The organism is Ferdinandcohnia sp. GQ5, assembly GCF_059759275.1.
Genome location: NZ_JCAXEW010000005.1, coordinates 168,059 through 193,969, shown reverse-complemented (window position 1 = coordinate 193,969; position 25,911 = coordinate 168,059). Strand labels below are relative to the sequence as shown.

Annotated in this window: 16 protein-coding genes and 2 pseudogenes; 6 read left to right on the top strand and 12 right to left on the bottom strand. The window is 34.3% G+C overall.

What is annotated here, in order from left to right:
• Nucleotides 1-630: 630 nt before the first annotated feature.
• The 3 genes from AC6CHV_RS08350 to AC6CHV_RS08340 all read right to left on the bottom strand — a co-directional run bounded on the left by AC6CHV_RS08350 (nt 631) and on the right by AC6CHV_RS08340 (nt 3,614).
• Nucleotides 631-840, bottom strand: coding sequence for a sporulation histidine kinase inhibitor Sda (locus AC6CHV_RS08350; protein ID WP_498078683.1), 210 nt, complete (start codon nt 838-840; stop codon nt 631-633).
• Between the two features lie 538 nt (nt 841-1,378).
• Entirely contained in the window at nt 1,379-1,618 is a 240-nt protein-coding gene (locus AC6CHV_RS08345; protein WP_498078682.1) for a hypothetical protein, read from the bottom strand.
• Between the two features lie 1,798 nt (nt 1,619-3,416).
• Entirely contained in the window at nt 3,417-3,614 is a 198-nt protein-coding gene (locus AC6CHV_RS08340) for a hypothetical protein (protein WP_498078681.1), read from the bottom strand.
• Nucleotides 3,615-3,771: 157 nt separating this feature from the next.
• Between AC6CHV_RS08340 and AC6CHV_RS08335 the strand changes: the two are divergent.
• Nucleotides 3,772-3,924 (top strand): annotated as a pseudogene (locus AC6CHV_RS08335) (transposase); the annotation flags it as partial.
• 69 nt (nt 3,925-3,993) lie between these two features.
• Nucleotides 3,994-4,187, top strand: a pseudogene (locus tag AC6CHV_RS08330) (IS5/IS1182 family transposase); the annotation flags it as partial.
• Between the two features lie 847 nt (nt 4,188-5,034).
• On the opposite strand, the gene AC6CHV_RS08325 reads toward AC6CHV_RS08330, so the two are convergent.
• The 3 genes from AC6CHV_RS08325 to AC6CHV_RS08315 form a co-directional block, all read right to left on the bottom strand.
• Entirely contained in the window at nt 5,035-10,062 is a 5,028-nt protein-coding gene (locus tag AC6CHV_RS08325) for a hypothetical protein (RefSeq protein ID WP_498078680.1), read from the bottom strand.
• Nucleotides 10,063-11,581: 1,519 nt separating this feature from the next.
• Nucleotides 11,582-11,752, bottom strand: a complete 171-nt coding sequence (locus tag AC6CHV_RS08320) for a hypothetical protein (RefSeq protein ID WP_498078679.1) — start codon at nt 11,750-11,752, stop codon at nt 11,582-11,584.
• Between the two features lie 730 nt (nt 11,753-12,482).
• Entirely contained in the window at nt 12,483-13,109 is a 627-nt protein-coding gene (locus tag AC6CHV_RS08315) for a hypothetical protein (RefSeq protein WP_498078678.1), read from the bottom strand.
• 988 nt (nt 13,110-14,097) lie between these two features.
• Between AC6CHV_RS08315 and AC6CHV_RS08310 the strand changes: the two genes are divergently transcribed.
• A complete protein-coding gene (locus AC6CHV_RS08310; RefSeq protein WP_498078677.1) occupies nt 14,098-15,195 on the top strand; it encodes an endospore germination permease in 1,098 nt (365 codons plus the stop codon).
• Between the two features lie 243 nt (nt 15,196-15,438).
• Here the strand turns inward: AC6CHV_RS08310 and AC6CHV_RS08305 are convergent, their stop codons facing one another.
• The 6 genes from AC6CHV_RS08305 to AC6CHV_RS08280 all read right to left on the bottom strand — a co-directional run bounded on the left by AC6CHV_RS08305 (nt 15,439) and on the right by AC6CHV_RS08280 (nt 21,272).
• Entirely contained in the window at nt 15,439-16,596 is a 1,158-nt protein-coding gene (locus tag AC6CHV_RS08305) for a Ger(x)C family spore germination protein (RefSeq protein ID WP_498078676.1), read from the bottom strand.
• The gene (locus AC6CHV_RS08300; protein WP_498078675.1) at nt 16,589-18,190 is read right to left on the bottom strand and encodes a spore germination protein; all 1,602 of its coding nucleotides are present in this window, start codon (nt 18,188-18,190) and stop codon (nt 16,589-16,591) included. The genes AC6CHV_RS08305 and AC6CHV_RS08300 overlap by 8 nt, the downstream gene beginning before the upstream one ends.
• 321 nt (nt 18,191-18,511) lie before the next feature.
• A complete protein-coding gene (locus AC6CHV_RS08295) occupies nt 18,512-18,712 on the bottom strand; it encodes an ATP-binding protein (protein WP_498078674.1) in 201 nt (66 codons plus the stop codon).
• An 809-nt stretch (nt 18,713-19,521) separates the two neighbouring features.
• The gene (locus AC6CHV_RS08290; RefSeq protein WP_498078741.1) at nt 19,522-19,758 is read right to left on the bottom strand and encodes a peptide-methionine (S)-S-oxide reductase; all 237 of its coding nucleotides are present in this window, start codon (nt 19,756-19,758) and stop codon (nt 19,522-19,524) included.
• Nucleotides 19,759-19,879: 121 nt separating this feature from the next.
• Entirely contained in the window at nt 19,880-20,197 is a 318-nt protein-coding gene (locus AC6CHV_RS08285; RefSeq protein ID WP_498078673.1) for an iron-sulfur cluster biosynthesis family protein, read from the bottom strand.
• 424 nt (nt 20,198-20,621) lie between these two features.
• A complete protein-coding gene (locus AC6CHV_RS08280; RefSeq protein ID WP_498078672.1) occupies nt 20,622-21,272 on the bottom strand; it encodes a redoxin domain-containing protein in 651 nt (216 codons plus the stop codon).
• 858 nt (nt 21,273-22,130) lie between these two features.
• On the opposite strand from AC6CHV_RS08280, the gene AC6CHV_RS08275 reads away from it, so the two are divergent.
• Genes AC6CHV_RS08275 through AC6CHV_RS08265 form a run of 3 tightly spaced genes read left to right on the top strand, consistent with a single transcriptional unit; the run spans nt 22,131 to nt 25,854 of the window.
• Complete coding sequence (locus AC6CHV_RS08275) at nt 22,131-23,639, top strand: spore germination protein (RefSeq protein WP_498078671.1); 1,509 nt, start codon at nt 22,131-22,133, stop codon at nt 23,637-23,639.
• Complete coding sequence (locus AC6CHV_RS08270; RefSeq protein ID WP_498078670.1) at nt 23,632-24,729, top strand: Ger(x)C family spore germination protein; 1,098 nt, start codon at nt 23,632-23,634, stop codon at nt 24,727-24,729. The genes AC6CHV_RS08275 and AC6CHV_RS08270 overlap by 8 nt, the downstream gene beginning before the upstream one ends.
• A gap of 18 nt (nt 24,730-24,747) precedes the next feature.
• Nucleotides 24,748-25,854, top strand: coding sequence for a GerAB/ArcD/ProY family transporter (locus AC6CHV_RS08265; RefSeq protein ID WP_498078669.1), 1,107 nt, complete (start codon nt 24,748-24,750; stop codon nt 25,852-25,854).
• Nucleotides 25,855-25,911 lie beyond the last annotated feature (57 nt).

Sequence of the window (25,911 nt, the reverse complement as noted above, 5' to 3'; positions counted from 1 at the left end):
AGGATAGCAACTGAACCACTACCTACTGCTGATAATCTAAATTTTAAAAGAACTAAAGATTTGAAAATAAAAAAGCATATTGTTACAACATTTTACACTAATAGCTATTACATTTCCTAGGTAGTTCTATGATATTAATCCAAAATAGCCTGTCTCAGAAGTTATACAGGTTGTATGGATTTCTTCTCATGCAGATTTGTTATTAGTAAATTTGTACTATAAAATTTGCCCAAAACTTTCTAAGTTTAATAGTAGTTCAGTACAGTCGGATAATATTGCGACTGAGAAAGATTCTACCTTTAATATAATAAAGGGTTATACCAAAGATGACTAAAATTAAAAAGATGATGTGGATGATCTCAAAGAGTGTCCTGACAATAGATATGTACCTACCACTTACCTATGATGTGAACTATGTTCTAACAAAGAGATTGTATGAGATTAGCTAGTTATTATAAGCGATCTACCTAATATCTCATAAGTTATTCTTTCATAAATTCTATCAACTCAAAGATGATGTCGGTGTTGGAATTAACTTTTTCCAATAATGCTCTCGGTAGCTTTCTTATGGCTAAGTCGAAAAGATAACAGGCAATCAAGTACCATTAGGATAAGAACTATTTCATATATCTAATTTGAAACGGTATTTTTTGGTATGTTATAGTGTTCTCGATATTTTTCAAGAAGTTTGATTAAAGATAACTCTGGGTTCTTCTCCCTAACATCTAAATTTCTTCTCGTTATTTCTGCATTTAATAAATAGATAAATTCTTTACTAAGTTTTAGTTCGATTGCCCTATAATATGTTTCAAGTAATAATTCGTCTGATATTCGTCTCAATGTTCAATCCCCTTCATGATTAAATCTTCTAGCTATAAAGAGTGAAATAATGATTCGTTATTTCATAAACTATATTAAAAAATAAATATTATAAACTAATCCACCCTTTATTAAAAGCTAATATTGCAGCTTGTGTTCAATGTTTTACATATAATTTTTTTACAAATAGAACTGATAAAGTTTTTTATTTCTTTTTCAGAAATTAATAATAAAACAAGTAATTTCACATTTTTTCAACCAATTCCTTAACTTAATGTTTCCTGAGAACAGGAAGATCCTTCTTAAACATAGAACTTCATCCTACTTGGTAAAAAACTTAATTAATATTTATTAAATCTAACAAATAATACTATACGAAATCTATACGTGTAATATATCTAGCCCACCCGTTTCTAACTTTAAAGCCAAAATCGTTCCTTAAATCTACGAATATATTTAAAGGTCCCAACTTAACACTATTGATGGTATTCTCGGATCGAAGAATAATTTGAATTTCCTATTTAGAACCAAATAAAAAACAGTAAGGATGGTTGTTTCCTTACTGTCTGCTCAATCGCTCTACCTTTGACTCTACTTTGTAGACTCTTTTATTTAATACTTCTGTTTTATCGTCAACATGACCAACAATTTTCTCGGTGTATAGTCCTAAACTATCGACGATATTTTTTTGTAATTTTTCTTGACCAACTTCTAGTCTGTTTTGTCCTTGTTTCAATTCATTTATGTCAATTCGTATTTCTTTTAGTTCATTCAAAATCTGCTTTAAGATTTCTTCCACAAATTTTCTCCCTTCGTTCATATTTTATTAACTTATTATATCATCTATTGATAAAACATAAAGTTTAATAAAATAAGAATGAATATGCATTCCCCATTGATTACAAGTGCAGAAGCTCGAAGTTGTAACGGTTTATAGGATGTCACATTAATGCATTGGTCTTTTCTAAAATCATTTTAGCATTAATTAATTTTACTATAGTCCTTTCTTTATAAAGATGATATACTTTCCTTAAGAATGGTTTTTTTTTCTATTCAAGGATTTTTGCTAACTCATTACTGCGAATATCAGGGAATGCACTTTTATCAAGCGCAGCAATACCTGTTACATCTGCATTAGCAAACGATGTTCCATTTGAGATGTGTTTTCCTCCTCTGGCCTGTCAAAAATTGCTTTACGCAAAGTCTTCTTTTGTATGATTAGTATCTTTACTAGCATAAACAAATCCTCAAAGGCATTTGAAAGTACAATTAAGTCTTATAATTGTGAGGAAATAAAATCCCTTTTTATACTTAGGATGTTATGTCCTTTTAACCATTTGATCGACACAAAAAATTCCCACACTAATACTTAATTTATGTATTACAAAACATAATGGTGTGTATACATTCCAAAGTTTCGATTAAAAAGTTTTATATCCTCTCACTTTACTAAAACTAAATCGTTCCTAATATTTATATTCATCTAACAAGAATATTTTTATTTATCATCATGCGTTTGTATTGTTTGCTAACACTTGATGCACTTCTTTTAAGAACCTTTCCAATCTTGACGAAACTATAGCCCTTTTTCTTAAGGTCTAATAAGTTTCTTTTTCTCACCTGTAGTCCATATTCGATAATTTACAACACGGTCTTTTTTTTTCAGCCTTTCTTGGTAGACCCATTTTGGCTCCGGAACCAAAACATTTTTTTCAATCTTATAAAAAAATATTCTTTCTTAGTTATATTCCGCCCACTTCCAAAATTCAATAAGATTAATAAAGTAAAATGATTTTGTTTGTATTGTAATTTGTTTTAAACAACGCAGCCCATGTCTAACAACCCAATTCTCAACAGTCTTTCTATCAACATCTAAGATTTTCGCAGGCTCACCTAACGTTATCATTCCAGTATGAGATCGTCGTGTATCCCTAATCCAAGTCTGTTTAATTTTATTGTTACAGAATGAAATGGTCTATTTAACCTTTCTATAATTGTTGTTAATTTCATATGGCCAACATGTTCTTTTGAAAATTCCACTTCCTCAGCTGATTACATTTTTGACATCCTTTTAATCCCCTTTAAGTTTTTTCACCATATTGAAACATAGACTAAATGCCAATAAATAATTCTCCCTAATATAACGTAGCAAAACAAGGCACTACAATAAATTCAACCTCTATTTTCACGATAATACCTATTACCTTTCATTATGATAACTTTTCTCTTTATTGCTACAGTCTTGTCAAACAGCCTTTCAATGTAATATGTATGGGAAAAATAATAAAAGCCCCCGAAAAATTACTTTTACACCCTACACAAGATAGGTTCTAAAAATAATAGTCGGAGGACTTCTGCTAATTTTTATTTAAATGTTTTCAATAAACAATTTAACACGTTTAAATTACATCCATAAAACTCGCATGGAAAAAACATCAAGCTCCACATCGCAAAGATTGTCATTACTATGAATCGAAAATTCGATAAACAAATAACTTACCTTTATTTTACTTCGTCCTTTTGGATTAAGCAAAAATATGAACATATTAAAGTTATTTATTATTTGTTCAATCTTCACCAATGGGGGAAGTAATATTTTATCCGGCAACTTTAAGTGAAAGTTGTATTTCCCTCCACTCAATTCTCAAATTTTCACAAAAAACTTCCTTTACCGCATTAGAGATGTATTCGTCCCTATCCTCATCTTCTAAATGATTAAATTCTTCTTCATCCAAAATAATTTTAAACTGTACATCCTTCATACCACCAAACGTCACTTTTACCTCTAGTTCCATAACTATCCCCCTAATACAACTTGTCTTTATTAATTCTTATTCTTGAAAGAAGAAAATAATTCATAAAAATAATCAAAATAAAAGCACTCTTCTAGAGTGCTCCAGACTGTACATAAACTCGAACAATTTTGAGTTTGCTATTAGGGGTACTGAGAAAATGATAGCGAGAATTAATAACTTAAATAAAAAACAATTGGATCAAGTCTTACCGCTAGATCATCTTGTGAGAAAGCTTGAAGCGGCTATAGATTTCTCCTTCATTTACCTATTGGTTGGAAACCCGTATTCACCTTTAGGACGTCCAAGTATTAAATAAGTTGTGTTGATTTGAATGACATTTATTCACGATGTATTTGTATACGTTTAATGAGGAAAATATGCCGTTGCCTCCCACGCTGAATATAAATCACCGGCAATTTGTATTTTTTTATCTCATATACACCCAAAACAAAGAAAGGATTCATGCTTAAACATGAATACGTATATGATGAGCACTTTGATTACTATATCTGTCCGAAAGGAGAGACATTAGCTTACACAACTACGACGAAGGAAGGAAACCGACAGTTTAAGCCCTAAGATTACTGGTCAATCTATTTAGAAGTCAATCGAGAAATAGGAAAATTCAAGGGAACCATGGAACTGGCAACTTGTTTTTTACCCTTTTACACCACTGTTCATCATTCCTTTAACATAATATTTCTGTAAAAAGATGAATATTAAAAACATAGGTACAGTACTTATAACGAGATTGGCCATTATAAGAGGTTGAGTTAACGTAAGGTCTAGATGAGATTTCAGTGTTGACAGGGCTGTCATTATCTGCACTTGCAATCTTTAGTTTATAGGGTCTTTGAGTGAATTCATTTAGGCAATATTAATTAATTCCGTAAAACTCGGAATCAGGAATAAAATTGTCGGAAACATCATTGTGGACAATATTAAGCGAAATTAACCACTATCTTTTACTAGATATAAATGAGGATGCACTAAAGGATATTCAAATTATTTGATTATATCGCTTTTTAGAGGAACAGAATATCCGACCTGAATCATTCCGTGATGAGTTCGCCGTAACCATTGTTCCCTCTCATGTTTGCGAAACATTAAGCCTTTAAAAAGGCGTAGCCATTCTTAAACGGATAAGACGTTCAAAGAATGAAGATGGAATGAATGTTGGATATAATGAAGGCTACAATAATACTGAAAAGCAACACATTATTGTGACCTATAACGAATCCACTTAATAAAAACAAAAAAACAAGGGGACAGTTCTCCTGTTACCCTTTATTTAAAATTAAACAAATCCGGTGAAGGTTTACTTGTAGTAAACTTCCACCGGATTTTCATCTTAGAAGCGGTTTTTGTCCCAGCCTCTTTCAACTTGCAAAGAAGGAGTAGATCTACAATCCCTGTTCTATTACATTAGTGATTTCACTTTTGCTCTACGATTTCTCATAAAGAGTAGTATGGAACCAAATAGTAATGACACAATTCCTACCATCAACAAATTATACATATAGGTTGATGTAATAGGTAGTACACTTTCCTTTTCTAGTCCATCTTGAGCTTTTGCTAATGCGTCATAAGCTGCATCTATTTCGGCCTGTGTTGCATTGTCATCAGCTAATACTGCCCTAGCATGTTCTAATGCCTTTTGGTAAGCATTCCAGCTGTCTGAGGTATAATGACTTTTGTTAATGTTATTTGCCATTGATTCTTTTTCATCAAGTGGCTTTTTATCAACAGTAAGTGCCCCACGAGCAACTGCCAGTGCTTTTTCAGCAGCATCTATTTCAGCCTGAGTTACATTTGGCTTATTTAATATAGACTGAGCTGTTTTTAATGCTGTTACATATTTATCCCAAGTAGCTTTTGAATAATCCGCTTCATTAAGTTCATTTGATAATGATTCTTCTTTTTGAAGCATTGTTTTATCAACTGTTAACGCTGCACGAGCCAGTGCTAATGCATATTCTGCTGAATCAATTTCTTCTTGGGTTGCATCTGGGTTACTTAAAATCTCTTTCGCAACTTCAAGTGCTTTTTGATATGCCTTCCAGCTGTCTGCAGAATAATGGTCAGGAACTAGAACATCTGACTTTTCTCCCTCAACTTCTAAAGCCACTTTATATACTAGTTCACCATAAGCTTTCTCAAGGTTTACGTTAGCTTGGTCAACTTCATCCTGAGATGCAATTGGATTGGAAATAACTGTTCTGGCATTGTTGTATGCCTCTACAAATTGTTTCCAGGATCCTGTTGTGTACTCTTCTTTTACCAAATTCTTGGTTGTAATCTCATCTTCTGTTTTAATAAGCAAAGATTTATCAACTACAGTGAAAAAGTGTTCTTTAGTAACATCAGTACGCCCGGTTTTAGACGTTGTTACTAACACTTTGTATTCGCCCGGTGTAAGATCTTTGTTTACGTTGTATGTCCAAGTACCGTCTGAATTAATTATTATATTATCTTGGTCTACAACGATTTCTTCTCCATTAAGACCGATAATTGTAATCTTTACACTTTCTGCTTCCACGTCAGACGTACCTTCAATTATTGGTGTTGTATCGTTTGTGATACCACCAGGTGCATCAATTTGTAATGCATGTCCAAACGGGTCACTAGCAAGGAATTCAAAATCTTCTACAGCGGTCCCATTTTCTTCATTACCAATAAGGTTAGATTTTCCATCCCTTTGGTTATAGTAGATTTTAACTACTACATCACTTGATAGTTCTGTGCCTTCAGCTACAGTTACTTTCAATTTGTTTGTTTTACTTTCTGGGTCAACATCAATTGTTTCAATAGATAGTATTTCAACTTCTACATCTTCAATTGTTACTTTGAATCCAGATGTAAAATCTAAATTGCTATTTTCAAACATAACATCTTTGTCGAATATAACTGTTATTTCTTCATGGCCATGATTGAATGAAGCGCCTGTCGCTAATGGAGCAAGCTTTTCTAGTGCTTCTCTTGCTTGGTTAAGCTCCGTTAATGCTGTATCAACTTCACTTTGTGATGCTGTTGGATTCTCTATTACATCTTTTGCATCTTTCAGTTTTTCAGAGAATTCTTCCCATCCTGCTCGATGATCTTCTTGGACAAGTTCATCTGCACTTTCTATCGCTGTTTCTAACGCTGTTTTATCTATTACTGTGAAGTTTGCTGATTTAGTTACTGTTCTTCCAGTTCCCTCATCGAATGCAGTGACTGTTACTGTATAAGCACCTGGTTGAAGTTTTTCTAAATTAGACCAACTTTCAAAAATCCAACCGTCTCCGTTAATGGTTCCAACTGCATCACTTGCATATTCATTTCCTTCTCCATCAACAATCGTCAATGTAATACTGTCTGCATCGGAATGTACTTCACCAGTAAACGGTGGTGTGCGATCATGTGTATTACCTTTTGTTCCTTCAATTTGGAGACCAACACCGAATTCATCTTTTACGACAATTTCAAAGGCCTCATCGGCAGTACCATTTTCTTCATCACCAAATAAATTTGGATGTGTAGCGTTTGGTGTGTAAGCGACCTTAACTTCTTTTGAATCACTATCTAGTGGTTTATCCACTGTTAAAGTAACTTTATCACCATATGCTACGGCATCTGTAATTGCATAAGCTTCTCCATCAACTACCACTACAAAACCTTCTGTTGGGTTTGACGATGTAAGCTTAACGTCCTTATTAAAGTCAATTACTATTTCTTGTTTTCCATGCTCGAACGTTGCTGGGTTTGTTTCTATAGGTGTTTTCTTTTCTAGCGCTTCTCTTGCTTGGTTAAGCTCCGTTAATGCTGTATCAACTTCACTTTGTGATGCTGTTGGGTTAGCTAATACATATTTTGCGTCTTCCAGTTTTTCAGCGAAGTCTTCCCAACCTGCGCGGTAATCGTCCTTTTCCAGTTCCTCTGCGTCAATAATGGCTTCATCTAACTCTAATTTATCTACTACAAAAAAATTATGAGTTTTAGTCACATCAGGTCGTCCAGATTTTGTAGTAATCACTTCAACTACATACTTACCTGGTGTCAGCTTTTCTTCTAACTGATACAACCATGTATTATTATCAGTATCAAATATTAAATCCTCTTGCGATACGATGATTCCTACACCATCTGGACCTTTTAATGTAATTGATGCACTTTCTGTTTCTGAGTGAAGTGTACCCGAAATTGCTGGAGTCGTATCATTTGTGACCCTATCTGGCTTATCTATTTGTAGCGCAGAACCAAATAGATCTCTAGCTTTAAAATCAAAATCCCCCACTGGAGCACCGTTTTCTTCATCACCTACTAAGTTGGAGTTACCTTCTGTATAGGTATAAAAGATTTCCACTTCAGAATCACTTGAAAGTTTTGTGTCATTAGACAAAATAAGTTTCAATTCACTAGTTTTTTTATTCTCGTCGTCTAATCCAATTCTTTCTACTGATTCAACTACTACTGGCTCATTATCCACTATGACTTGAAATCCTTGTGTAAGATTGTCAATGTTTTTAAAGATTATATCCTTATCAAACTCAACATAAATATTATTATGTCCATGGTGGAATGTCGCGTTTTCCGCGATAGGTTGATATTTTAAAAGTGCTTCTTTTGCAATTTGTAGATTTTCTAAAGCTTTATCTACCTCTACTTGATTGGGATTCGATTTATCATCCATATTTGCAATATCTAATAAAACATTCTTAGCATTTTGTAATGCAGTATTGAAATCCTCCCAACCCTTTTCATATTCGTCCTTTTTTAAACTGTCAACCATATTCACATATTCTTCTAATTTACTGTTATCTACAAAAATGAATGTAGATGTTACTGGAGGATACGTGCTCATTTCACCCTTTGTTGCATTAGCAGAAATAGTATATTCACCTGGTACAGTCATTTTATTTATCGCATCACTTGTCCAAATACCATCTGTAGCAAAGATAGATTTATTTTGGCTTGAGTATGAGTAACCATCTGGTCCTGTCACATTAATATCAACAGTTGAACCAACCAACACTTTACCCGTAATTGCTGGTGTAGGGTCATATACAATCGTAGCAAACACAGGAGTCTCAATTGTTAACGATCTTTCTAGTTCATTGTCCATTAATATTTGAACGGATGTTTTATTACTTAATTCACCTGTTCCATTTGTAACTGAAATGTCTACATGACGATTTCCTAACAGCTTAGTTGTTTCATAGGTAACAAGCTGACCGATTTCTTCAGCTATACTTGCTACAACCTTTCCACTAAGTATTCGGATATTATCAATACTAAGAGTAGCACCATGAGTTGTTCCGTCTGTTCGGTTATATGAACCTGCAACAAAACGGAAATAATAGCTTCCATCCTCTGGTATTACACCCGTATTTGTTGTCCAATCTTGCGCAGATCCTCTACCATATAAAATTTCTGTATGAGCTTCGGTTTCATCATTTTTTACCAAGAATCCATAAACTTCATAATCGTCGCCTCCATCGTTAGCTTTCCAATCGAACCCTAATTGATCGCCTGCATGCGCTTCAAATGGGTCACTGATAGCTTCAATACCAAAAGAAGAGGCTATCCTTCCGTCCTCCTTATTATAATCACCAGACTGAAGAAGAGTGCTTAAGAAACCAATTTCAAGAGCTTGCCCTTTTCCATCCTCACTAAAAACTTCTTTCACTAACGTACCAGTACTCTCTTGATAAATAGCTTCGAAACCTTCCACCATTTGAGAGTCTTTTGAAGATGCTGTTGCATCATAATTTACATTAGTCTGGTAGGTGTATTTTTCTTCAGGACCTGTAACAATATACCTACTCCCAATTTGTTCAATCTTGCTATATTTACGATCTTGAGTTTTAGAAGCTAACTCCCCTAGCCAAATTTGTTTAATATCTTTCCCATCTTTAGTACTTTCGGTGTTAATTTTCCAGTTCGGAAGTGGTCTCTCCTCACTTATAGAGCCTTCACTTCCTTCTTCAAAGTCTCCATTTGGAATAGGAATCGTAGAGAAATCAATTTGAAGCGAAATGCCATTTCCATTTAAGTCCTCATTAACTTTTGCGATGTCCTCACCCGGATCAAGATAATCTCCATCATTATTTGAATCCATATAAATAACTCCATCAGTTATCTGGATTTCCTGACCGCCTTCAAGGGTGTGTTCACCATCTGGAAGAGTTAATTTCTCTGATTCGTCACTTCCTTCAGAGATTTCAAACTTAATATTACCTCCTGAAAACAGTTCTCCATCATACTCCTCAATATCTAATTCAGGAGCAACCTGAACTGGAGTTGCATCATTTGAAGGAACATTCCCGTTATAGTCAATTTTTTCAGCACTTATTGGCACACTGATTTCTGCCGCAGATGCAAAATCCTGACTTAATCCGGGTAGAAAAGTCCCTACTAGCAGTAGTGCAATTAAAAATATTGAAGTAATAGTCTTATACTTTTTCATTTTCTTTTCCTTTCTTATTGTTTTAATTCTACTGATATTGAAATCCGGAAAATCTAACAATCCTTGTGTTTAGAATGCATCATAGGAATAATTGTAAGTTCTTCCAAATTACTTTTAATCTATCATAGTAATCTGTACAAAAAATATACAAAACTCGACAACCATCCAGCATTTACTGTAATACCGTTTGTTGTAGATGTACCAACAGTAAAAATACAATTAGATAATTGCAATGCAATGTTGACTTGCTCTTTTAATATTATTTTTTAATTGCTAATTAGTTTGCTAGAATAAAAAATATAAAAAGGAAACACAATAAATACACCTACACAAAAACAGTACATGCAAATTGTGAGATTTAATAAATCTATCTCTTTACACTCTTTCTAATGCAGCGCGGGAATTATTCGAATTCAAATCAGATGGTGAGGAAATATGCAATCTATTGCCTATTAACTAAGATTTCCCCAAAGGATTACATCGAGATTTGTTTATGTTCAATATGGGTAACCAAGATAATAATTAGTTCTGTTAAAGAGTATTTATCAATGGTTAAGAGTGTTATTAATATTCATTCTTAATTAATAGTAGAAAAATATATACGATTCCCAATATTACATGAACAGTATTTAATAATTAAGTGACACTTAAAGTTATCTCTACGGTGTAGGTTTCAATACTAATTCTCCTAATAATGTTTGAAATTTCACTTTATTTACTGGCCTACTAAAGAAAGTCCCTTTTCACGTGCGACTTGTTGCTCCACTTTTTCATATCCATCCAATGTGAACAAGTCGTTCCCCAATATCCGTCAATATAACACCTTGACACCAGTTGCGAATCATTAATGGTACATCCAACTCGGTTTCTAACCTGTTGACCGCGCGGCTGAATCATATGAGTTCTAGACCAGATCTCGTGAAACTTCCTAAATCGGCAATTTTAACGATAAGCTGCAGCAGCTATTTATTCATAGCAATTACGTTATCCTACCTCGAAATATATCCATTTATGTTATGCTCCATATTAGATATTTATTATTGCATTTTCAGATGCAATTTGGCCCTAATTAATTGCAAACAAAGAATCCGCGGAATCCGCGGATTTAATTTACGTTGATTTACTAACGGTATCATAGTAGCATTGAATCGACTAAAGTAAAGACTGAATGTCTACTTCATATGTTCCAGTTCATCGGTCGGTTCATATCGTTTCACAACTTGACTGTTTCTGTCGATCAGGAATTTAGTAAAATTCCATTTAATCGAATCACCAATCGGCCATTCTGAATACTTCTCGGTAATCGTCAACTTCAATAACTTGGCTTGTAGATTGTTAGTGTCGAACCCTTGAAACCGAGCTTGTTGTTTAATATACCCGAAGAGGGGCGCAGCATTATCCTCATTCACTTTGGAAAAGATTTAAAAGCTCACACCTTAATTGATTCGACAGAAAGCAGCTGCTTCTTCGCTCGTTCCCAGCTCTTGTTCTGCAATTGGTTGCAAGGAAATCCAAGTATTTAGAATCCCTCCTTTTGATATCGATCATAAATCCTCTGGAGGTCGTCAAACTGAGGGATAAACTGGCATTTGCTCGCCGTGTTTACGATAAGAGTAACCTTTCCTGCATATTGATTCAAGGACAAGGTATCCCCATTCGATTTTTCTACGTGAATTTGGTGAATCGTCATACTCCTCTCTCCTCTTCTATAACACGCAATATTACTCAATTGCGATTTGATCTCTGCGATGTTTTCGCCCAGTGAGAATCACTTTTGAGTACACGCCCCATGACTCCCTTATTATACTTTACCTCAGCCCGCAAGACTGACGAACCAATGGGCAAATCCCCTTGAGGCAGGGTAGTTATAACACACCGGATGCAGGGCTGATTAACTTGAAGCACCACTTCATCGCCGATTCGTAGTTATTTGCCCCCTAATGGTTCTCGACAAATCCTTCTACAGGCTGCACTTCATGACAATATTGTTCCGGAAGCGAATATTATTAATACAATCAAAGCTACTCCTTATAGAGATTATGAGACATATATAAGTTTTAACAGGATTAGAAATAAACACAAAATTTATTTAGCCAGCCATATAACATTGGTAAAAAAATGCAGTAAAGTGAATATGTTAAGTTCATATTATTAAAGAACCATTTCGCTAACACTACAAAAATTATGTCCCCAAGTGCAAATTTATCCACAAATTAATTATTTTATAATTTCGCAAAAAATAAAACAACCTATCAGGTATAAGATTCTGTATACGGAATTACCGTAAAAATCTATACCTAACAGATTTTTTAAACATTAGTAAATACAACCCTTGCCAAACAGTAAAAATTAAAAAGAAAAAGAAAATAACTATAAATCTATTATACCTTTTTCCCTTTATATAGGGAAATACAGTAAAATCACTCATGGAAGTACGTTTCAAAATTATTCAAAGAGAAGAAAACCGAATCAGCGTTCTTACTGATATATTCGTTATCTACCCTTTTAATAGCTTCTGCAAACATATTAGCAATCTCCTGATAAGATCCAAACGTTTTAGTTTTCAGTTCGGAATTAATAAAATTCGTTGTTTCATCAACTAATCGTTGTTCTTCTTCTTTATTTTTTGCATATACTTTTATAGAAGAAGGAACCTCTTTCCCTGCAAAATCATCACCTGAAGAAAAACCATATAATCTGGTCGAATTACCTTCTCTAAATCCTAAATAAATGACTGAATGAGCTTCAATTCCATACTTAGTTTCAAAGTGATGATTCCCATATTGAAATGCATCCCTAAAAATAGTAACCACATCATTAGGATTAAGTTTGGTTAATACTTCTTCTCTTTCCTGAATAAAATTTAACGCTTCTTCAAAAACAAAAACGTTACCGGCGAATGTTAATACATACTTGTCTTGTATTACCTTAACTTTTCTATAATCATCATATCTTTCAATTCTACCATCTGGATACTCCACTGTTCTTCTTTTATCTGCCACCATTAAAATACTATCCCCATTATTCTTAACGATAACCATCGTCATAAACTAACACCCCTTTTTACTAGAATAATACAATTAAAACAAATGATGATTGAATATTTTATGCAATTATTAATTCAAAACGTTCCTTACAGGCCATACCCTGAGTTCTTTAGTTCCGATTCAAAAATAGATGGTCGTTTTGAAAGCTATTTAGATTATGGAAAATACAAAAAAAAGAAATAGATACCGATAAAGTAGCTAAAATTATTTACTACTATTCTATTCATCACCAACTTCCTCAAAATCTAAATTTTAAGTTTGTAGACAAAAAAAAGCCTATGAAGAAAGAATATCCTAATCTATAGGCTTAAATTATGCAATATTTAACCAATTATATAGACTTTCTTTCTTCTTATCCTCCACATGTAACCATAAAATTCCGTAGAATCAAAACGCCAAAGCTCATCTATAATTTTCACTAAAATATTACTAAAATAGACTTGAACTTGCTGCTCCTCTATTTTTTTATGTATCAATTAAATTCTTTGGGTAGTTGAGACAAGTTTTGATAGAGGTTATCAACCGATTTTATACTTTCTGCAAAAACGGTATAATGTCCTTATCACCGACTTCAATACAGCCTGGTAGCCCATCTAATTTATCGCCCCCTATAGCCAATTTTTTACCTTAAAAAATTATAATCCTTTAATATGTAGGATATATTAAAAAAGACATTCATTCTAATGAAAAGCACCTCGTTTCTTGAAGATCATTTCCTCGATCTTTTTTAGAAATAAACCACAGTTAGCTAGTTTTTATGAAAATATTAGTGCTTAGACTGTTTACTAGAAAAAAACAAACTCAATTACAAAATAAGTTAGTAAATCTACTACATAATAATTGCAATACTTTGATCAGTTTGCAAACCCATGATAAAAATCATATTACAAACTCAAACAATCATTTTTATTTTTTCACTATTCATTCAAGGAATATATAGTGAAAATAGTCGTTTTATTTTTACTCTCTCATATATAAGGAGAAAAAAATGTATAAAATCTCATCATATCAATTGTTTGTAATCACATATATATACCAATTAGGAACTACCGTTATATTTGGTTTTGGAGGTCAAGCCGGTAAGGATGCATGGATTGCTCAAATCATATCATTGTGCTTAGGGATTCTAATTATTCTGTTATATATCACTTTAATGCGTATGAACCCCGGGTTAACATTGGTTCAGTGGTTTCCAGCACAATTTGGGCGATGGATAGGAACACCCATTGCATTTTTGTATCCTCTTTTGTACCTATATCATGTAGGTAGAGGTCTTGCAGATATTAGAGATATGGTTTCAACAACAATTTTATACAATACACCATTTTTAATTATAGAAGGATTATTTATCATCTTTATTGCTTATTGCGTATATGGTGGTATTGAGGTTATTGGTCGACTGGGTGAAATAATCTTTCCCTTAGTTTTAGTATTGTTTTTTATCCAGGTGACTTTTCTTTTTAGTTCCGGTGTTATGGATATTAATAATCTACGTCCCATTTTAGAAAACGGGTGGGACCCGATTTGGAAGGTAGTATATCCTGGGGGTATTACCATGCCTTTTGGAGAAACACTCATATTGGCTATGTTCTGGACTGATACAAAACATCCTGAAAACGTTAAGAAGGTTACGATTTTCTCCACTATTCTTTCTGGCATCATGATAACATGTTGGAGTATGCTTGCTATTTTAGTTTTCGGAAGTTTATTTTCGCGTTTTTTATATCCACTGTACACATTATTGGGTATGATCAGCATTGCAAATTTCATTGAAAATTTGCAAATTTTCGGAATTCTATACTTTTTTTCAACCGCTTTAATAAAATTGGTAGTTAATATGCTCGGAGCGTTAAAAGGATTGGAACAATTGTTACGAATGAAAGATTATCGTGTACTTATTATCCCCGCAAGCATTGTTGCACTTATTATAGGAATGACAATATCAAAAAATATCTCTGAACATGTTTATTATCACCACACGGAGATATTAGTTCCTTATATATGGGTACCTATGTTTTTAATATTACCAGCTCTATTACTACTCGTTACATGGTTCCGGCAAAAGGTGTTCAAAATAAAAAAATAATTGAGACAATTATAAGGCATTAGTATAAAAAATCCAATACTCATGGAAACCTTGGCCAATTAGCCCCCATTCAATAGTATTTTTAATCCTGCGTGGAAAGTGTGGATAGGTGAGACCCCGCAAAAGTGGATCGATTAGGAAACTCACTCGGCTCAAGTAAGTATCAGCCTGGAGTAGAAATCAACATGTTCTAAGCTAGCAATACAGAAATATGGCCCTAATAGCTAGACTTTTCGGATACCACTAATCAATTAACGACGGACCTGTTACTCCAATTTTTCGAACGACCAAATTCACTTTTACATCAATGTCAGCTTCTGAAAACTCCTTTTCCCAATTCTTCTTTATGGACCTCCATTTACGTAGATCTTTTCGTTTAATCGCATCACTAAACCCAAAGATATCCATACCATACTCTTTTTGTACTTTTGTAATGGTTTCTAGAACGTCTTTTTCAGTTTGTTTATCCAATACATCCTGAATTAGCGCTATATTTTTAACCTCAGTGAGGTCTAAACCGGTGTTGTTTTCACGAATCACTCCTTGACCCTTTAAGGTGACAAAAATTTTAATCTTGTTTTTTTGTATGATAGGTTGAATCTCGCTTTTTATTTTGTTTAAATACAAACTGATGTTTCCTTTTTCTTTGGGTACATTTGATGATACAGTTGTAAAATCTAGGTTCCCGGTTACCCAACGTAATACTCTTGCTTCCTCCCCATTTAAAAAACCAATCAATTTTAGGTCTTTGTTAAAAATTCCAGTTCCGTTGATTTGGAACCCACTTGCATTGGATTGTTCCTGATTTAAAACAATGGCAGGAATAGTTGGGCTGGTCCCTTCACTGGTTGCAGAAAGTAAAAATTTCAAAAGACCAAGTTTATCTAGCGTCCCCATTTGGTTATATTCTTTTAAAGCCCCTTGAGCAGGAATTTTTTCTAGCGGATACGACGTTTTTAGAAAATTCTCAGCTGTATCTCCTTTGATAACAAAAAAATCGGTTAATAGATTGTTGCTCGAATCTCGGGTATAGTTATCCATTATATCTTTTATTCCTTTTCTCGCTAGTTCTTCCCCGATGACGATTACCCGCCGCTGCCCACTAAATATTTTTCGAGAAAGCTTGCTCTGCATTTTCTGGACAGCTTCGAGTGTATCCTCCCCAATACCTGTTTCGACATAAAAGGACTTTCCTTGGCTTCCCCCACCACCTCCCTGTCCACTGACCATATTCGACGAGATAATAACCTGTGAACTGATTTTAATCTTGTCACCCTTAGCTTGATCGATTCCCCAACCGAGATCAATCGCACGATCGTTTAACTCCTCACTATCCCAGAAACCGGATAGGAAGAACATGAATGGAGTAAAAATAAAAAAAACGATTAGTTTCCTATTCATTTGTCTTCTCCCCCTTTTTTGGACTTGGTTGTTGACCTTCCAATGCACGTTTTTTATCTGCTCCGGAGATCAATGAAGGTCGGTATGTCATGCTCCATCTTGGTACACGGATAAAAACATCTTTCACATCTTTTAAAATAAGAGGTGCTATCGGGCTAAAATAGGGAACTCCGAACGATCGAAGTTTAATAAGATGTGTCAAAATGAAAAAAACTCCAATTAGTATCCCGTATAACCCTAGCATCCCGGCTAATATCAACAATGGGAAGCGAAGCATTCGGTAGGCATTCCCAAGGTTATATCGTGGTACTGCAAACGATGCAATACCGGTCGTGGCTACTACAATTACTACGGGGGCTGATACGATTCCTGCCTGCACAGCGGCTTGCCCTATGACGAGCGCTCCAACAATACTAACAGCTGAGCCAATAGGTCTTGGTAACCGGATTCCGGCTTCACGAAGACCCTCAAACATAAATTCCATTAACATTGTCTCGACGACAGTAGGAAATGGGACTCCTTCCCTAGCTGCAGCTATACTAATTAACAAATTGGTAGGGATTAGCTGTGGTTGAAATGTTACGATGGCTACATACAAAGACGGTAAAAGAAGTGCAATATTAAATAAGCTGAATCGAATAAATCGAATAAAAGTGGTATAGATAGACCGCTCATAATAATCATCTGCAGCCTGTAAACCGCTCCAAAATGTCATTGGAACAACTAGTACAAATGGAGTGTTATCGACAAAAATTGCAACTTTTCCTTCTAACAAACTGGAACATACAATATCAGGACGTTCGGTATTTTGAACCTGTGGGAATGGTGACCATGTTTTATCCTCTATAAATTCTTCGATGTAGCTTGAATCCAGTACACCGTCGATTTGGATTCTCTTGATTCTTTTCCGAACTTCCTCTATAACGCTATTCTGGGCAATTCCATCCATATAGGCAATAACAATATCAGTCTGGGTAATTTCACCAATCGTGATTAATTCCATTTTGAGGTTTATACTTCGGATTCTTCTACGAATAAGGCTTGTATTGGTACGTAATGTTTCTGTAAAGCCATCCCTCGGACCACGAATAGATGCTTCTGAAGAGGGTTCTTCCACACTTCGTTTTTCGTATCCTTTAAGGTCAGCAACTAAAGATTCTTTTACTCCATTTATTAAAATTACCATATTCCCCTTTAAAATCTCATTTACCATATTTATGATTTCCGATTCCTTTTGAACTTGTGCGATAGCAATAAGCTGCTGTTCAATGATTTGTTCAATTTTGGGATACTTCCCAAATTTGTCAAAAATCCCATCATACATCAAGGGCTTTAATACAACTTGATCAAGAGTCTTTGAATCAACTAAACCATCTATATAAATTAAAAGAAGTTTAGTTGCACCCTGGACTCCAATTGGACGAAATACGATATCTGAAAAATTTTCAAAAATCTCTTGAAATATCCTCTCGTTAACTGCAAGATTAATGTTTAAATCTATATTTTGAGTGCTAGGTAACATAAAATTTGGTGATTCAATATCATTTGAAATCTTGTTATTCTCCAAACGTTTCAGATATTTTTTCCAAAACATATAAACTGTCTCCCTTTATCCTACTTGTCATTAAAAAAATCATCAAATTTAGTTATAACATCCCCTTTAGCTACGTCAATCATTCATCAGTTAGTTGCAAATGAAAACACTCCCGAAAAGAATCTCTCGGGAGTATATTTTTATATGCAGTCCTGCTATATTGGTGTAATTCAATCTTAAACTAACCTGCTCAATACTAAAGTAAGTAATGTTCAACCACTATATATAAAATTAAGTATCTATACTAATCTGAGATTAGTAATGAGTAACCGTCAAGTAAAAATTAGCAGTTTTTTACTTGTTTGAAATGAACACTTTTGCTTAAAATACATGCTGTCTATTTTTCATTCGATAGCTATCACCATTCATTTGGACAATTTCTACCAGATATAATAGCCATTCTAAAATAGTTGTTGTAATACCTGCATCACCCATCAATTCATTCCATTGTTCAGGGCTTATGTTCGAGGTTAATCCTCCTAATGATAAATGATAATAAAGTTGTTCACTACTTGAGTTCAAAACACGAATAACACCGTTCAAACATTTGAACAGTTATAAATTGTTGTTTACTATTTGTATGATAGAGCCTAAAATAGCATGAAAAAGTAATAATGAAGTTTTTTTACTGAACTTCCAGGTATTAGGATATGAAAAAAGGGTTCCTAATCCTCAATACGTCAGTGATTTAAAGTATTAGGATCTATGTGCTAAGTGCCCGATTTAATTTACAGAATCTGATTCAATCCATACTTTTTTCTTCAAAAGGAGTTCTATGACATTTACCTATAGAGTGATCTGCATAGCCCAAATAGATAAAGCCTAAAACTACATCCTTATCTGCAAGGCTTAAATCTTCAAAATAGCACCCAGATTCATAATAAAAATTGCCCTTAAGAGTAAAAAATCAGATTAGCCTAACTGTTTCTATATTGAAATGTTGAATGATATATAAAATATCAAGTGAATTAAAACCAAATGCCCCCTCTTTCTATACACCTTAATAGAATTTGTATCTTTTCTTCCGATGTAATTTTGCCATAAAAAACACCCCTTAAATATAAGTTTGGAGTCCAACATTTAAGGAGCAGTTTATAACAGCGCCGCTTTTCACTTTTTTCTATTAATCTAAACCACACATCTCCTCTGACTTCACTTTCGAAATCTCCCTCGTATCTCGGTTAACAGACCAAAGGGAATCGTAGACTGAATCCGGAAACTCTTACATCAGTCCTTCTAGTGAACCACACCCCTTTGAAAGGCCATTTTGCCTAACAGCTAAGGTTGATTCAACCAGTGATTCCTTTTCCATATGCATCCGCTGCCACTTCTCAAAGACTGGTTTCCACCTCTGTAGGTAATAACTTTTGATGACGTTGGTCCGCTTCGTAAAATGAATGTAGGGGCTCTACAGAAGTATAGCTGTCCCCCTGGATATGCTGAATCTCTTCTAATTTTTGTAGCATTACATTCTTCTGCTCCTTTTTATCATACAACAATAAAGATCGATACTTTATGGATCGAGGTGCTCTCGTTGTATTATGTTGCTTAAAAAATTGATTTACGATTTATTCTAAGCTTAAAAGCTCTGCGTTAAACTGAACTTGTAAAACCTCCGTAAAATGTTACGATATCCAAATCAAATCACCTCTAAAAACACAAGCATATAAAGCCCGGTTTGTATCATACTTAATTTATATATTCTAGCTTCATATACGCCGTATAAATTTGGCTGTTGCTTTTTAGAATAAACGTGGATGTATTTGGATTATAGTCCACTTTTAAATCTTCACCGAATAAATGATCTGACTTATGTCCCAGTAGGACTGGTTTAAAGTTGGTTGAAAAGGATTGTTCGTTTATTTCTGAACTCAGTTCTTTCACCCCAACAAACGTTACTCGATCGGCTCCAATGGAGCATCCTCCTAGGCTAGGATTTATCTGATACGCCTTCGCAGGCTCTTGACTTAGTCTTTCTATTGCCCTTTCTGTAAATAGAACATTCATGCTGTTGTCCTCCTATCTTCTAGACTTTGCATTATCTAAGTCACAGCCTCTCATATTGTAATCTTTTGGGGAGAATTATCTCGTGCGCACTCTATTAATCTAAATATCGTTCCGTATTCTTCTGTAAAGCCCTGATCAGCCCAAACTTACCCTGTTCCTCTGGAGTAATAGAGCTTAACAATCAGTTCACCTATAATTCTTCTTTCCATGTTTTAAAACGTTTAATTTGCTACAAAATGTTAATCTAGTTTTATTCTACTTATTACTTATACAGTAAGCGTGTGGAAAGTGACCTTTAGAAATGGTTTCCTTCTCAATGTTTATTAGGCTTATACAGACGATACCCAATATTAAGCCTCGCGCATTCAGACTTGTTCTTACTATAGTTGATAATTCTGCTCCCAGACGAATGTTGTAAAAATCGTTACAGATTCCTTAGCTCCCACAAAATTTCCTCCGGGCTTTGGCGCTGCATAAAATTTGGATTGATGTAGGAGGAGCGAATAATGGCGTTCTCATCAATCATGAAAGTAGCCGGGACTGGCAAAACCCATTTCGTGGTATTGTTGTACTCCGCAAGATCGAGCCCGATACCTTCCATTACTTCCCTTACTCCCTGCGGAACGTCGAAGAGCAGGTTGTACTTTGCCGTTACCAAGCCGTTCGGATCACTAAGGACTTGAAAATCCAATCCTTCTTTTTCCTTAAGAGATAACGAATTATCCGGCTTTTGTGGGCTAATCGCTATAAGCTGCGCTCCTATCGCCTGGATTTCAGGTAATATCTGCTGGTACGCCTTTAATTGCATATTGCAAAAAGGACACCATCCGCCGCGATAGAAAACTAGCACAACCGGCCCTTTCGCGATCTCATCAAATAAAATAACATCCCGGCCTAGTGCGTTTGTTAATTTAAAGTCTACAGCCTTTTCACCTGGTTGCTTCCCGGAAGCAATCCCCGATTTCTGAAGTTCTTCAATCATTTGTCCAATCTTGACCTGCGCTTCAATTGGTGAATTGGCCTTAAATTGTTGTGTGGCCGCTTTCAGCTGTTCGGTTAAATTTGGGTTGAGCATTTTTCTAAAACCTCCAATATCGAATGATAGCTTGATTATAAGTCTAAAAAACTCGAACTTCTGTAATGTAGCTTACAGTTCTCCATTTTTGGTTTTGGAATTGTGTAATACGGTAAGTGAGAGTCTTTATGACCACCCGGATAGCCCGAAACAACATCTATGATGCCTAAAAACTCTTAAAAGGTAAAAATCCATGCACCAAAAGCATTCACCAACACATGTAGCCTCTTCAGTGTTATTCATTATAAATCCCCCCTACAAAGGATTCATTTGTATCCTATTCTATATATTGGATTATGCAACGAAATGTAACTTAACGTCACCTTTATTCTCATTAGGGTCGAATTATCGCGCTTTATTAAATGCGTTACTTTATGGACTAAAATTCTATACTGCTACAATTTGTTTTCTGTCAGTTTATCATTTCAATAGAATCTAACATAGAAGCCAATCAGCCTTTCGTCAGATTTATCCGTACTCACCTAAATTTACATAGGGATTCAAAATTACTAATCACGAATAATTTTCATTTCATAAGAAACCCACACGGCTTCTCTCCAAATCGGCCACTACCTATCATAAAAAAAATTGAGCTCTAATAAGAAGGTTTATTCTTAATTATTGATGGCAATACAGTTAATAAAAAATACGAACAGTTCAGAAATACGAAGATCGTAAACTTATGTTATTTTACTAATCCTCTTAACTTGTTATTTGGTGTAAATGACATATGTGATGATTATTTAGGTATCTATCGCTCTTTTGGAGAGAAATAAGCATTATTAAGAGAATAAAAATACCCAGTATAATACTGAAAAACTCAGAGTAAATATAACCATGAAACTTAAGGTGGTAAGAATGGCTTCCTTTTTTAAGAAACGTAGTCTAAAGAAATTAACAAACAAACCTAAGTCAATTAAAGTAGTTTTTGAGCAAGCAAATAAATCCAGTGATTTTCACCAATACTCTCCTTTTGAGGGTTCGGATCGTCTATTAATTAGCTATTACAAATCTATGATAGACATTGAAAAGGTAAATCGACTTCTTCTGCCGTCAATTCAAAAAAACATAGAGAAGATTACCAAAGTTGATGATATAAAAAATTATATTCCTTTTGATAAAGTACAAATTGTAAGTGATGGCCAGGATGTTCAGAACAAACTTATTCAGGGCTATGCAATGATCCAAATAAACGAATCAGATACACAATTTCTCGCAGTAAACATTGATAACGCTAGTCTTGGAATCCGAAAAAACAATGACACGGAAAATGAATTTAGTGTTATTGGGCCAAAGTTTGGTTTTATTGAAAACATTGATGTCAACATTCATTTATTGAGAACCAAAATTTCTATTTCTGAATTAATTTTTGAAGAGGTTAATCTTGGGTCAATGTCAAAAACAAAGGTGACCATTGCGTATTTGGACGGAATAACTAACCCTCAGAATATTCAAACCGTTCGACAAAGACTAAAGGATATAGATATGGATGTTTTGTATGATAACTCGCACCTAAGCCAAATCCTTTCCGATAATTCAAATACACTTTTTCCGACAATGGTAACGACTGAACGAATCGATAGGGTAACATTTTCTCTAACGCAAGGGCAGATTGCCATCTTATCAAATGGATCACCGTACGTAATTATTGGACCTTCAATATTGATGGATTTTTTTATTTCACCTGAGGATTATTATTTTCCTTGGTTGATAGGGTCCTTCTTTCGGATTATTCGTTTATGGAGTGTTATTTTTTCGATTTTCGCCAGTCCATTGTATGTGGCCGTGCTAACGTTTCATTATGAGGTCATACCACAAGTTTTACTAGGGCCATTTATTAACTCCCGAGCCAATGTCCCATTGCCACCAGTTTTGGAAGTTATTTTTATGGAACTAACGATTGAATTATTACGCGAAGCCGGTGCACGTTTACCAACAAAAGTTGGACAAACTTTAGGTATTGTAGGTGGGATAGTTATCGGACAGGCAACCGTAGAGGCTGCTCTTACAAGTAATGTTTTGCTTATCATTGTTTCTTTGTCTGCGTTGGCATCCTTTACAACGCCGATCTATACAATGTCCAGTGCCATTCGTCTCCTACGTTTTCCCTTTATATTAGTTGCAGCACTTTGGGGAGGATTAGGGCTTGCGTTAGGTGCGGTTATTCTTTTTGGACATCTGTCAAGGTTACAGTCTTTCGGTACGCCATATTTAGCACCGCTATATCCATTTAGAATTAAAAATCTTCGGGACAGTTTTATCCGGTCATCATTCAAGTATACAACAAAACGAAGTCAAATTTTGAGACCTCTCAAGATGAAAAAGTATACACCAGGGAAAGACGAGGATGATAATAATAATGAATAGTCTACGAAATATTATCAAAATTGGCTTTATGTTTATTATTACATTTCCTATATTGATCGGTTGTAATCGTATAAATATCCTCGATCAATTACAAATTGTGACGATTCTGGGGTTTAGTAAAGAGGATAACAAGTATATTGGAACAGCTTTATATGCTGACTATACGGAACAAAAGCAAGGGAAAGTTCACACATTGCAGGGAGAGGCCTCAACCGTTGAGTTGGTTCTCGACGATTTAAACAGCCAATCGGAAAAACCTATAAAAATTGGGAAGTTAAGGCTACTCATCGTCAGTGAAGATATAGCCAAAGAGGATATTTCCGAGATTGTCAGAACAATATGTACAGACCCTTTGGTTGGAACCAATCTAATCGTAGCTGTTTCAGAAATTCCACCAAAAGAATTACTTAACAAAATAAAAGATGAAAGAAGTGACTATCTTCCAGGACTAATCGAACAAAACTTTAAATTGAGAAATTTACCAATTTCGAACCTTCATATTTTCTTATTTGATTTTTATGGAGAAGGAAGAGACATCGCGGTTCCTTATCTGAGGCTAAATCAAAAAGGGAAAGTTATGATAAAGGAATATGCAGTTTTTAAAAAAGAAAAGATGAATCTCATTTTAAATGAAAAAGAGATGGTTCTTTATAAAGTTTTACGAGATGAATCCATAGGTGGTCAAGTTGCAGTTAAAGTAAGGAAAGATCAGTTCGAAGATTTAGCTGTACTTACTATTCTTTCTGGTACAAATATTGAATCCGTATCAAATCCTAATACGTTACCGAGGATATCGTACAACATAACCTTAAATGGAATGGTTAGAGATTATCCAAAATGGTTGGATTTGAGGAAGAAGGAAAGCACTTTATTACTAGAAAGACAGTTAGAAAAAAGTTTAAAGGACGATCTAAGACTCCTATTGTTAAAATTCCAGGAACACAATGTTGATCCTTTAGGTGTTGGAGATTTCATAAGAGCTCATAGTGAAGAATGGAATGAAGAACAATTTTACAAAACAATCTACCCAAATATTACATTCAATGTCGATATTAATGTCGTATTGACTGAATCAGGAATAAAAAAGTAGAAATATAGGAGATTAACAATGAATAAACAGGTAAAAGAAAGCTTAACAGTATCCCCATTTTTTATTTTTTTTCTGATCCATGGAACCCAAACCGGTGTGGGGATGTTGAGCTTTCAACATGAAATAATAAAAGATGTAGAACAGGATGCATGGGTCTCCGTTTTGTTGGTTGGATTCAGTTTTCACTTAATTATATGGATGATTTACTTTATATTACAACGTTCAAGTAAAGGAGATGTTTTATCCTTACATCAACAATTATTTGGGAATTGGTTCGGAAAAATCTTAAATATCATTCTTTTTGTTTATATTATTGTAATTACTTCATCTGTTATTCGTTCTTACGTAAAAGCTTTACACATTTGGGCTTTCCCTTATATTGAGATTTGGGAGTTATCATTAATTGTTTTAATAGCAACGACATATATAGCCTCCGGGGGATTCCGTGTTGTAACAGGGATTTGCTTTTGGGGTGTAATTATACCGAGTATTTTATTATTAGCCGTTTATTACCCGTTAAAGTATGCTCATTGGGACAATTTAAAACCTTTTTTGAACCACGATTGGAGCGACTACTTCAATTCAGGTAAAAATCTCATCTATATGTATCTGGGCGTAGAATTATTATTAATTTATTTTCCATTTATTAAAGATAACGTAAAGTCAAAAAAATGGGCACATATTTCCCTGTTCTATACAAACCTTCTATATTCTTCAATTACTATAATTTCACTTGTTTTTTTTAGTACTGGGCAGTTAGAACATATCACATGGCCCACTCTTAATTTATCAAAAATTATTCATCTTCCGTTTATTGAGAGATTTGAATACATTTTTGTTTTCACATGGCTATTAGTAATTTTACCCTCCTGCTGCGTCTCCATGTGGAGCGGAATACGGGTTTTAAGTAAAACAATAAATCTTAAAGAAAAATATTCGTTATGGATTTCCAGTAGTATTATTTATTTACTAGTCATTAGTTTTAAAAGTGACCTAGAAGCTGATACGTTAGCTAGGGTTGCATCTATAGCCGGTTCCATATTTATATTTTGTTATATACCATTCTTATTTATATGGTTTAACATTAATAATCTGTTATTTAAAAGAAAAAAATACAAAAATTAAAATTTATTTAATAACTTGAAAAAGTATCCTTTAAATTTGTGTAATATAGGAATATTT